This window comes from Enterococcus sp. FSL R5-0957, assembly GCF_038008005.1.
Taxonomy (GTDB): Bacteria; Bacillota; Bacilli; order Lactobacillales; family Enterococcaceae; genus Enterococcus_B; species Enterococcus_B faecium.
In genome coordinates, this window is the sequence record NZ_JBBOYG010000001.1 from 691,540 (window position 1) to 703,616 (window position 12,077).

Annotated in this window: 8 protein-coding genes and 1 other annotated feature; of the genes, 7 read left to right on the plus strand and 1 reads right to left on the minus strand. The window is 32.6% G+C overall.

Annotated features, from left to right (window positions below):
- Positions 1-3 precede the first annotated feature (3 nt).
- From MKX69_RS03290 to MKX69_RS03320, 7 genes are all read left to right on the plus strand, one after another.
- A complete protein-coding gene (locus tag MKX69_RS03290; protein WP_002287038.1) occupies positions 4-810 on the plus strand; it encodes an ABC transporter permease in 807 nt (268 codons plus the stop codon).
- Positions 811-1,638, plus strand: coding sequence for an ABC transporter permease (locus MKX69_RS03295; RefSeq protein ID WP_029485849.1), 828 nt, complete (start codon positions 811-813; stop codon positions 1,636-1,638).
- Positions 1,635-2,708 carry an ABC transporter substrate-binding protein gene (locus MKX69_RS03300; protein WP_002340920.1) on the plus strand — a complete coding sequence of 358 codons (1,074 nt, stop codon included), beginning with the start codon at positions 1,635-1,637 and terminating at the stop codon, positions 2,706-2,708. The genes MKX69_RS03295 and MKX69_RS03300 overlap by 4 nt, the downstream gene beginning before the upstream one ends.
- A gap of 606 nt (positions 2,709-3,314) precedes the next feature.
- Positions 3,315-4,463 (plus strand): site-specific integrase, encoded by a 1,149-nt coding sequence (locus tag MKX69_RS03305; RefSeq protein WP_249489229.1) that lies wholly within the window; start codon positions 3,315-3,317, stop codon positions 4,461-4,463.
- A 146-nt stretch (positions 4,464-4,609) separates the two neighbouring features.
- The gene (locus MKX69_RS03310; RefSeq protein WP_341008773.1) at positions 4,610-5,671 is read left to right on the plus strand and encodes an SIR2 family protein; all 1,062 of its coding nucleotides are present in this window, start codon (positions 4,610-4,612) and stop codon (positions 5,669-5,671) included.
- A complete protein-coding gene (locus tag MKX69_RS03315) occupies positions 5,661-7,949 on the plus strand; it encodes a hypothetical protein (protein ID WP_104760460.1) in 2,289 nt (762 codons plus the stop codon). The genes MKX69_RS03310 and MKX69_RS03315 overlap by 11 nt, the downstream gene beginning before the upstream one ends.
- 446 nt (positions 7,950-8,395) lie before the next feature.
- Positions 8,396-8,623, plus strand: a binding site (T-box leader).
- 59 nt (positions 8,624-8,682) lie between these two features.
- Positions 8,683-9,813, plus strand: a complete 1,131-nt coding sequence (locus MKX69_RS03320; protein WP_341008775.1) for a 5-methyltetrahydropteroyltriglutamate--homocysteine S-methyltransferase — start codon at positions 8,683-8,685, stop codon at positions 9,811-9,813.
- Between the two features lie 649 nt (positions 9,814-10,462).
- On the opposite strand, the gene MKX69_RS03325 is transcribed toward MKX69_RS03320, so the two are convergent.
- Entirely contained in the window at positions 10,463-12,076 is a 1,614-nt protein-coding gene (locus MKX69_RS03325; RefSeq protein ID WP_029485850.1) for an FAD-dependent oxidoreductase, read from the minus strand.
- Position 12,077: the final 1 nt, after the last annotated feature.

Below are 12,077 nucleotides of genomic sequence, written 5' to 3' on the forward strand. Positions count from 1 at the left end.
AGAATGAAAACAATGCGCAGGATCTATTCCGTCCCTTATATTTTGTGGCTCGGTTTATTCGTGATCGCGCCTGTATTAATGATCATTTATCAATCTTTTTTTGATATGAATGGGCAATTCACGCTGAATAATTATCTATCTTATTTTACGTCGGGGACATCGCTTTCTATGACGATCAATTCTGTATGGTATGCATTTTTGATCACGTTTTTCACGCTGATCATCAGTTACCCGACTGCTTATTTTTTAACAAAACTGAAGCACAAGCAATTATGGCTGATGCTGATTATTTTGCCTACATGGGTGAATCTGCTGCTTAAAGCTTACGCATTTATTGGGATTTTCAGTGTGCACGGCAGCGTGAATCATTTCTTTGATTTTATCGGGATCGGACCGAAACAGATATTGTTCACAGACTTCAGTTTCTTGTTCGTCGCAACGTATATCGAGATTCCATTTATGATTATGCCGATTTTCAATGCATTGGAAGAGATGAATCCTTCTTTGATCAGTGCTAGCAGAGATTTAGGAGCGAATAGCTTTGAGACCTTCCGACGAGTGATTTTTCCATTATCATTAAATGGTGTGAAAAGCGGCGTCCAAGCAGTCTTTATTCCTTCTCTTTCTTTATTCATGCTGACTCGTCTGATTGGCGGAAATCGGGTGATCACTTTAGGAACGGCTATCGAACAGCATTTCTTGGTTACACAAAACTGGGGGATGGGTTCTACAATCGGTGTGATTTTAATCATTGCTATGTTTATCGTGATGCTCCTGACAGGCGAGAAGAAAAAAGGAGGTCGCTCATAAATGAAAAAAATTAAATGGTCGTATCTTTATTTAGGGATCGTCTTTTTATTCTTATATGCACCGATCTTCTATCTGATTTTTTATTCCTTCAATGAAGGAGGAACGATGAACAGCTTTACAGGGTTCACTTGGGAAAATTATGAAGCTGTTTTTGAAGATACTCGTTTGATCATTATCGTATTGAATACGTTCATGTTGGCTTTCTTATCTGCATTGATCGCCACGATCATCGGGACATTTGGGGCTATGGGGATCTATTACACGAAGAAACGACGTGCACGGACAGCGTTGTTGAGCATGAATAACATCTTATTAGTCTCTCCTGATGTTATTATCGGTGCTAGTTTCTTGATTTTCTTTACACTACTAGGGTTCGGATTAGGTTTTCAGAGTGTATTGCTTTCTCATATTGCTTTCAGCATTCCAATCGTCGTCTTGATGGTCTTGCCAAAATTGCAAGAAATGAACGATTCAATGGTTGATGCGGCTAGAGATCTTGGTGCGAATAATTTGCAAGTAGTCAAAAATATCATTTTGCCTTATCTTTCTCCAGGGATCATAGCTGGGTATTTTATGGCATTTACCTATTCTCTTGATGATTTTGCGGTTACGTTTTTCGTCACAGGAAATGGCTTTACGACGCTCTCAGTAGAGATTTATTCTCGTGCAAGACAAGGAATCAGTTTAGAAATCAATGCGCTAAGTGCATTAGTTTTCTTGTTCTCCATGATATTGGTCATTGGTTACTACTTCATTAGTAAAGAGAACCGTCCAAAACGGTTGAAGAAAAACAGAAGGGTACGCGAGGGGGTGGCACGGCTACGATGAAAAAATTACAATCTCTGTTTTTAGGTATTCTCATCATTATTGCGGTGCTGCTGCTTGGTGTTCGTCAACTTGAAAAAACAAGTGGCATGAGTGGAGCAAAGGTACTGACGATCTATAACTGGGGGGATTATATCGATCCTAGTTTGATCACGAAATTTGAAAAAAAATATGGATACAAAGTAAATTATGAAACATTTGATTCTAATGAAGCGATGTTCACAAAGATCCAACAAGGTGGAACAAACTACGATATCGCTATTCCAAGTGAATATATGATCCAAAAAATGATCAAAGAAAAACTAGTGCTACCCTTAGATCATTCAAAGATCAAAGGGTTAAATAATATCGATCCACGATTTTTAAATTTGGATTTTGATCCAGCTAATCAGTATTCGATTCCATATTTTTGGGGAACTTTAGGGATCGTATATAATGATAAATTCTTTGATGCAGATCAAATCCAGCATTGGGATGATTTGTGGAAACCGGAATTGAAAGACAGTTTGATGCTGATTGACGGTGCACGAGAAGTTATGGGGCTTTCTTTGAATAGTTTAGGCTATTCTTTGAATAGTAAGAATATGGCACAGCTGACAGAAGCAGCAAATAAATTGAATCATTTAACGCCAAATGTCAAAGCAATCGTGGCAGATGAGATCAAAATGTATATGATCAATGAAGAAGCCTCCGTGGCAGTGACATTTTCTGGCGAAGCTGCCGATATGATGTGGGAAAATGAACATTTACATTACGTAATCCCACCAGAAGGTTCCAATCTTTGGTTTGATAATATCGTTATGCCAAAAACCGTGAAAAATAAAGAAGGTGCCTATGATTTCATCAACTTTATGCTAGAACCGGAAAATGCGGCACAAAATGCAGAGTATATTGGTTATTCTACACCAAATGAAAAAGCAAAAGCGTTATTGCCAAAAGACATTTCGTCGGATGAACAATTCTATCCATCTGATGACACGATCTCCCATCTTGAAGTCTACGAAGATCTAGGATCGAAATACCTAGGCATCTATAATGACCTATTCTTAGAATTCAAGATGTATCGGAAATAATGGTAAAACTCAATAAAACTGGGGAAAACTCGGGGGTCAAAAACCATTGTTTACGTACTTCTGAAAGCTCAGTTTTCCAATTTTCTACCAAAAGCGCCTTTTTAGGCGCTTTTTTTGTGTTATTTTATCTTTTCTACCAGTGATTTTCTACCAGAGTAAAATTAAATAAAATACTGATATAATAAGGATTATATACTATCGTAAAAAGAAAGATATTACAGGATATAGTTAAAAATGAGGAGGAAACTAAAGAAAATATTTGATGTAAATTTGAACGGTTGATAATTTTTATGTAACTATAAAACTATACTTTATGATATTTTTGTAACTAATTTTAAATAGGTGCATATGATATTATTGGTTTAGATAAAAAAGAGGTAATCTTGAATTTTTTCTCTATGTCTATTTGGACATGCATTATGGGGCGATAGGTGGTCTTTTCTTGCTGGTTTTTAATTCTTTAAGGACTGTTGAAATTCATAAATTTGATTCTTTTTAATAAGCTTTAGTGGCACGTTATTAAAATATGTTTTACATAGTTTTCAAACAAGCGTTTCTGAGTAATTTTATATGAAGGTTTAAGATTGTGGGGCAAAAGAGAAAAATATTTATAAAGACCAAAATACTAAAACATGGTTTTTTCGAGCTTATTTAGGATTCGATGAAAATGGGAAAAAAATTCAAAAGACGAGACGTGGATTTAAGACACAAAAAGAAGCAAAAATTGCATATGATCGATTTATGGTTACGCATGCATTTAATCGTCCGCTTACAGAAATGATATCAAATAATAATAAAATGACGTTTGAAGAGTTTTACAAAACTCGGTTTGTTAAGTGGTATGAGAAACAGGTAAAAAGTCAAACTTATGAAAATGCTCAGTACATTTTCGAGAAAAAGCTTAAATATTTTTATCATATTCCTTTAAAAGATATTACAATGCAAGATATAGAGGACTGGATGTTTGAATTGAGTAAAACGATAACAAAAAATGCGAGGGTAGTAGATTCTAACCGAACTTTGTCTAACTCGTATATCAACAGAATCAGAGGACACCTAAAAATTGTGTTAGACCGAGCATTAAAAGAAGGATTAATACAGGTAAATCCTATTGATAATGTTTCTAAAATCCCAATCCAAAATCATAAGGTAGAGTTTTGGGAATTAAAAGAATTTCAGAAGGTAATGAGTTTGATTCCAGATAATAAAGTACAATTTCACCATAGGAGAATTGTTTATGAATTACTTTTCTTTACTGGTACGCGAATAGGTGAATTACAAGCTTTAACATGGTCTAATGTTAATTTTGATAAAAATACAATTACAATTGATAAGACACTCGTGTACAATTCCAAAAATGATTGGTACTTGTCTACGCCCAAAACCAGAAATGCTTATCGCACGATTGGAATAGGAGCAGAACTTGCTGAAAAATTAAAAAAATGGCAGAAGTTACAAATGGACATTGGAAAATTTGATTTTGTTTGTCAGTTGGACGGAACATTTACACCGAGTTATTCATTTGCTAATTGGTTAAAATCTTATGCAAAAGAAGCTAATGTAAAACCTATAAAACTACATGCGTTAAGACATTCGCATGTAGCTTTTTTAATTGAACAAAATATCCAACCATTAATTATTCAAGAAAGACTGGGACATGCTACCATTCAAATTACTTTAGGAACATACGGACATTTGTATGCTAAATCTGATGAAAAAGTGGTCAATCTTATTGATCATGTGCAAAAGGTTTAATTTAATAGTTACGATTTTAGATGCAAAATAACAATATTTTATATTTATAAAACTAGTTTTTTAATAGAAAACAGTTCACTTTTGCTAGTCTATAGAGTATTATTAAATTATTGAATAACATGTAAATAAAAAATATGGAGAAGCAAATGGAAGAAAATATAAGTATATCACAATATAACACAGCTCAAAAAGAACAATTTTTCATAGATAGATTAGTTGAGGCAAAAAATGAAAATTCTCTTATTTGCTTTATTGGAGCGGGAGTCTCAATATCGCAAGGATATCCAAATTGGAATCAGTATGTAAACCAACTTATAGATTATTGGAAGGGCCATTTAGATGTACTAACAAGTAAAGAAGAAACAGTTAAAGATAATGTTGAGATGAGTGATATGTTATTTTTAGAATCTTTACACAGCATGCCCGCGTCCAATAAACGAAAAGTTGATTTAGTAAATTTTTTATTAAAAGAATATTGTGAAACTGGCGAAAGTGAAAAAACATTAGAATTATACCAAGAACATGTTCTTGATTTTGAAAGAAAAATATTTACTGAAACCCAACCTATATTAATTAAAAATGACATTTTAGATGAATTAGTTAAGTTGGAACCAATTTTTATTACTACTAATTATGATAATCAAATAGAAAACAGTTATGAACGTTCTACTTCAAAAAAGCCAAAAAAAATAAATAGTATCGAGGAAATTGAGGGTGCTGTTGAATCTAATACTGTAATACATATTCATGGAGTACCTGATGCCGGATGTAATCCAGATTATTTTGTTAGTTCTGCTCGATCATACGCTGGTATATATTTTCTAGGTGATAAGCAAGAAAAAATTTTAGAAATACTTGATGGAAAAGAATCTCCAGTGTTTCTTTTTGTAGGTTGTAGTATGGAGGAAGATGAAATACTGGCGTTGTTGAAAAAAATAAAAGAATCTAGAGTTGGAGGTTTAAAAGCCTATGCTCTTATGAGGTTAGAGGATATTCATTCTATTCCTGTTGCAAATGATAGAAAGAAAAAGATTATAGAAAGTTACTACTTGGATGAACATAATGTTGATATTCTATGGTTTGGAAAAGAGTTTGAAGAATTAGCAAAATTTATAGAAAAATTCGTAATAAAATTTAAAGATAAGAGAAAAAATTCTATAAGCGATCCAGAAAGATTAAGAAGGGTGTTAACCATAAATGATCAATGAAGATACTTTTATTACCGAAGTAAATAGAGCTTTAAAGCGCGGAGATTTTTATATTTTGGATTCATTTTTTTCAGAATATGGGACATATAATGTTAAAAATTTAAATACTGTACTTGACTATTTGACCAAATCACAATTATTTATAGATAATTATATTTGCAACACAATTAAATTCTGTAATTTATGGCATATATTGAACTTTAGATTTGAAGACATAGAAATTAGGATAAGAAATAAAATTTTTGAAAAAATAAAAGAAATTAGTTTTTGGAATTCTAGCACAGAAATTGAGATTATTTCAATTATTAACAAAATGACTGAAAATATGGATGATGTTGAAAAAATACAAAAATATCGTGCTTATTTGAAAAAATTTATGAATACACAACATATTAATCATAGAATTAAAGATAGATTCTTTAATTGTGCGTTTTTACTTGAGATAATCTCAAAAGAAAAGTCACCATTTTTTGACAAAAGACAGACTTTAACTTTTGATTATACACAAGAAACTTTTAAGATACTTATTAATATAATTAAAGAGCAAAGCGAAACATGGAAATTTTATAACTTTTCATTTTTGTTAGAGCATACTTCGGTAGGGCTACTAACAAAAATTATTGAGGATCAATCTTTGAAGATTAATGGAGAGACCCGGTACCCTGATGATTTTTTGAAAATCACGATTATTCAAAGAATAATTATAAATATTGATTTAGATGAAAAAGATATACCTGAATGTTTAATAAAAAAAACAAATGAATTAATAGATTGGGATTATAACCTTTATGGAAAAGAAATGAATGATTATGTAAAGAAACATAACATAGATATAGAACAAAAATTTATAGATGGTATCGGACCAGTTACAGGAGGATGGGTAAAAACTCATCCATTTATTCCAGTTTCTCCATTAACCAATTTATCTCAAGTAGATGTGTTAGTAGATTTATTGAATAAATGTCCTGATTGGGAAACACAGGTATCTAACGATAATTTTTTAAACGAGCGAAGCAAACAAGGACAGAATGAAGAAATAATTAGAGTTTTAAATCCAATAACAAATTGGGAAGAAAATAAACAATTTAATGAAATTTTTCTAGAAAAAGTCATAAACCAACCGATATTGTATACTAATTTAACTCCTTCTATAGCAAAAATGCTGGAGACCGGAATAGAAAACAATTACATTAGTACAAAAACAGCGGACTCCTTTTTAGAAAAAATGAATTTTAAAGATATAACTAATATTTCTTACGAACAGGAAAAAATTATAAAAGTTTTGACTAAAAATAATAAGAGTACTAATGATACAGTCTTCCGTGTATTGTTTGAAGACATTAAACCTAATTTATTAAGTACGGAAAGTATTTTCTTAAATAAAGAAAAAACAGATTTTGTAGAATTAGATGATTTTATTAATACAGATTTAGGAAGGTATTATAGTATTGTTGAGAAAATTGATGAGGATGTATTTAAATTTTATTCAAAGTCTATTAAAGAGGGAATAAATTCTTTGAAAAATCCATATAAAGAATATTTAATTGGACGAAATGTTTATCATATTGAGTTTAATATAGAAACACCGACAAGAAATATGTTTATAGGATTCTGCCATAGATATAATTTGAGAAAAGATGAGAAAATGGATTTTTTTGAAGAAATAGCTATTTCACTACTTGAAGATAACGCATTTTCAGATGAATTTTGCCAAAATAATATTTTGATTATGTTAATATACAAAATAAACCCACAGGACACAAGAATTACACTAAATAAAAATATAGAGTATAAAGAAAAAATTCTTTATAGATTTTTGGATATTTTATTTGAAAATGAAGACTGTGATAAAAATAGTGAAATAGAAAATTGGATTAAATATTTTCTTAAAAAGGATATATTTGTAAAAACAGCGACTTCATTTTTATTACTTAACTTAGGAAGTAGTGAAAATGAAATTGCTTCAAGATTTATCGATTTTCTTGAAGAAGCAATAACTAGCGATGGAATAAGGTTAGGTGAATATGAGTTCTCTTATATTCACCAAATGGATGAATATCGTGAATGGCAATTTGATATACTTATTAATGTGATTCAGATTTTATTGCGGAAAAATTATATTGTTATGAGTCAAAATTTTATAGAGAGTATGTTTATTATTCTTACCCGACTAAGTCAAAAAAATATGATTGATGGTATAAAAAGGTTACTAAATATACTTGAAAATTATTTGTTAGAAAAAGATTTTATTTATTTGCAAACACAATTTCCTATATAATATTGACACCGATTTAACTTTTTTGACAATCAATATATATAAACAAGTTATATATGTAAAAAGTTAATAATAATTAAATATACTAATTTTCCAAATTTCTACCATAGTTACTGAAATTCTTATTAAATCAAGATCAATTATAGATTGTTTGTTAAACAAGATGTATCGGAAATAGCGAGAAAATAAGCAAATTTGCATAACTATAATAAAAAGGACTTAGTTTTGATGGGAAATTTTTCAAAATTAAGTCCTTTTTTATGTGGTTGAAACGGGTATGATCATTTTAAGGAAGTGATCTAAGATGAAAGGACGACTGAACAATTATCATATTAGAAAAGCTTTATTGTATTCCACAAACAAATTACTAAGAATAACAAATTAGTTTTTGTTTGTTCTTATTCCCTATTGACTTTTCTTTCAAACATGCTATTCTAATTTTATTCTAATAGTATCCGATGAGAAGGAAAGTAGACAGAAAATGGTTCAAGAGAGGCTTTGGTTGGTGTAAAAAGCTAGAAGTTGACTGTCGAAAATGGCCTTAGAGGATTTTTTGTCGAAAGGTAGGCAAAAACGAACAGTCTTTCGTTACCAAGACCACTGATTTTATTGTCAGGCTGAGAGAAAGAATGTTTTTTCTGAAAAAAGGTGGTACCACGAGTATAATCGTCCTTTTACTAGTATTTGCTAGTAAAAGGATTTTTTTTTACAAAAAACAAAGAAAAGAGTGAGTGAAATGAGCAAAAATAGACCATTTACAGTAGATCATGTCGGAAGTTTCTTACGCCCGCAATCGATCAAAGAAGCAAGAAAAGAAGTTCAAGAAGGCTTACTTTCAAAAGAAGAACTTCGTGCAATCGAAGACCAGGAAATAAAAAAATTAGTGGAAGACCAAAAAGCAGTCGGCATCAAAGGAATTACAGATGGTGAATTTCGGCGTGGGTTTTGGCATCTTGATTTTTTAGAAGAACTAAATGGTATCGAAGGCTATGTTCCAGAAACTGGATATAATCAAACATTCCACGGAAAAGCAGCACCAGCTTATAATATTCGGGTAGTAGATAAATTATCTTTCAATCCAAATCACCCATTTTTAAAAGATTTTGCTTTTCTGAAAGAAGTAGTGGAAACAGATGATACTTTTGTTGCAAAAGCAACGATCCCTAGTCCCACGATGATTTTACGACAAGAGATCCTATCTAATGATGGTTCTTCAAAAATCAAGGAGATTTATCCTGATCTATCTGATTTTTATGAGGACTTGTCCTCTACTTACAAAGCAGCGATTCATGCTTTTTATGAAAAAGGTTGCCGTTACCTGCAATTCGATGATACAAATTGGGCGTTTCTAGCTGATCAAACTAAAAGAGAAGCACTTCTTCAAAAAGGAATTGATCCGAAAGAAATGGCCCATATTTGTACAGAGATTATCAATAACGCACTGGAAGACAAACCAGAAGATTTGACGATCACAACACATATCTGCCGCGGGAATCACGCTTCTTCTTGGCTGTTTTCCGGTGGATATGAACCCATTGCAGAAGAGTTGTTTTCAACAAATTATGATGGTTTCTTTTTGGAATACGATTCTGACCGAGCAGGAGATTTTACTCCTTTAAGACATTGGAGTAACAAAGAAAGTAAAGTTGTTTTAGGATTAGTTACTTCTAAGTTTCCAGATTTGGAAGATACGGAGAAAATAAAAGAACGAATAAAAGAAGCACAACAATTTGTACCATTGGAAAATCTAAGTATCAGTCCTCAATGTGGGTTTGCTTCAACAGAAGAAGGAAACCATTTAACAGAAGAAGAACAATGGAAGAAAATCCAATTATTGCAGCAAGTCGCAAAAGAAGTTTGGCTATAAAAATGTGAGGCTTGGCAAAAAAAGCGTCCCAAAAAGTCGGCTTTTCATGGAGTGGAGAAATCCACTCTTTTTTATTTACCTTTTATATTATTTATTTGTTAAATAAATAGGAACAAAAAAATTAAATTACTTAGTACACACATTAGGGATCATTCATTGAAGGATTAGAAGACAACGAGGATGGCGAAAAATATGATTACAATAGAAAAGCCGTTCTAAACAAATCAGTTCCTAGTATCACACAACGCAAGCCAGTCGATTTGGTGAGATTAGAGGAGTGAAAGCAAACTTTATTATATAAGAAAAAATATTCGAAAGGGATGCTAGTTTAGGTACTAGTGCTGATAGATTAATATGATGCCTCGTAATATTAGGCGTAGTTACTCTAGAGACATCACTATGGACTATGATTTGTCTCAGAGTCACAACATGTTTTTTTATGAAAAGAAACAGCTAAAATAATTAAATTGCGCAATGTTTAAACTTTCTTAAACTATAACCTAATAAATGTGAAGAAATAATGCACAATTTCTTCACATTTATCTTCTATTCTATATACATACCAACCAACAACCCTATATACTTTTTCATTTTTACTCCTCAAGTAAAAATAACTCCTAGACCGCGGCTACCCACCGCGGTCGTTTTTTTATTCTTCAATCAAAATCGCTTTGATACCCAAACCTGCCAAGATTCGGGCAGAAGTATAAGTATTCAATCCTCTTCTGAAAGTAATATAAATTTTTTTATCTTTTGGGATTTCATTGATTCGATCTCGTAACTCATTCATTGGAATATTTTTTGTTGCCGAGATACTGCCAGAAGGTGCTTTATTAGGTTCACGTATATCTAAAAAGAACGCTTCTTTCAAATCGTTTTCGGGTATATCACTTGCTTTGATCGTTTCTACGATATTCGTCATTTGATTGATTGCGACATAACCAGCTATATTCAACGGATCACGGGTAGTAGAATACGGTGGAGAGTAAGGCAACTCCAAATCGGGCAAATCAAAGACTGTCAAGTTTCCGGTGATCGCTACAGAAAGTTCTCCCATCCGTTTATCGACACCTTTTTCTCCAAATGCTTGTCCACCTAAAATACGACCGCTATCTGCATCAAAAATCAGCTTTAGATTTAATCTTGTAGCTCCTGGATAGAAATAGGCATGGTCAAAAGGAGTGATAAAAACAGTTTTATAATTTGTTATGCCTGATGCTTTTAGTGCATGTTCTGTCATTCCAGCATAACTTGCTGTATGATCAAAGATTTTTGCGACACCTGCACCAATATATCCGCGATAGCGCATAGGCGTACCATTTAAAATATCTGCCAACATGTGTCCTTGACGATTGGCCGCACTGGAAAGCATACTTTGGATCGGCTGACCAGTCACTACACTAGTTGTTTCGATAATATCGCCAATCGCATAGATGTCCGGAAGATTGGTTTGTAACTGGTCATCGACAATGATCTGTCCTGTATCAGATAATTTTATGCCGGCTGCTTTCACCACTTCATTATTCGGAGAAACACCAACAGCAAAAATTAGCATATCAGCAGAAAGGACGGAGCCATCTGATAATATTATTTCTCGACCTTTATCACGGATCTCAGTAACTCTTGTTTCTAAATGAACGGCTAATCCTTCTTTCAGCAATTTGTCATAAACTAAATCAGCAATTTCTGGATCATAAGGGAAAGCGACTTGTGGCAATTGATCGATTAAAGTCACGTCTAAGCCGCGATGCTTGAAATTCTCAGCTAATTCCAGACCCATAACACCTGCACCAAGAATGACGACATGTTGTGGATTTTTTTCTTCAAGGAACGATTTGATTCGATCCGCATCCGTCACACTACGGAGGACAAAGCCGTTTTCTGCTTCAAAAACTCCGGGAATATCCGGATAATCTGGTCTAGCACCAGAAGAGATGATCAACTTATCGTAATCTGTTTTTGTTTCTTCATTTGTGGATAGGTCTTTAACTGTTAATCGCTTAGTAGAAGGATCGATTGCTGTTACTTCGTGTTTAGTAAATACGTCGATGTTGTTTTTTGTTTTCAATATTTCTGGTGTACGTTCGATCAGCGAGTCACGGTCCGTGATCACACCACCTAAATAATAAGGCAAAGCACAACTTGCGTAAGAAATATTCTCTCCGCGTTCATAGATAATGATTTCGTGTGCTTCATTCAATCGACGGAAACGAGTGGCAAATGAAGGACCGCCAGCTACACCGCCAATGACAACAACTTTCATA

Bases quoted from the DNA above. Each gene is read 5' to 3' on its own strand.
- MKX69_RS03290 (WP_002287038.1), top strand. From the start codon at position 4: ATGAAAACAATGCGCAGGATCTATTCCGTCCCTTATATTTTGTGGCTC.
- MKX69_RS03295 (WP_029485849.1), top strand. From the start codon at position 811: ATGAAAAAAATTAAATGGTCGTATCTTTATTTAGGGATCGTCTTTTTA.
- MKX69_RS03300 (WP_002340920.1), top strand. From the start codon at position 1,635: ATGAAAAAATTACAATCTCTGTTTTTAGGTATTCTCATCATTATTGCG.
- MKX69_RS03310 (WP_341008773.1), top strand. From the start codon at position 4,610: ATGGAAGAAAATATAAGTATATCACAATATAACACAGCTCAAAAAGAA.
- MKX69_RS03315 (WP_104760460.1), top strand. From the start codon at position 5,661: ATGATCAATGAAGATACTTTTATTACCGAAGTAAATAGAGCTTTAAAG.
- MKX69_RS03320 (WP_341008775.1), top strand. From the start codon at position 8,683: ATGAGCAAAAATAGACCATTTACAGTAGATCATGTCGGAAGTTTCTTA.
- MKX69_RS03325 (WP_029485850.1), bottom strand. From the start codon at position 12,076: ATGAAAGTTGTTGTCATTGGCGGTGTAGCTGGCGGTCCTTCATTTGCC.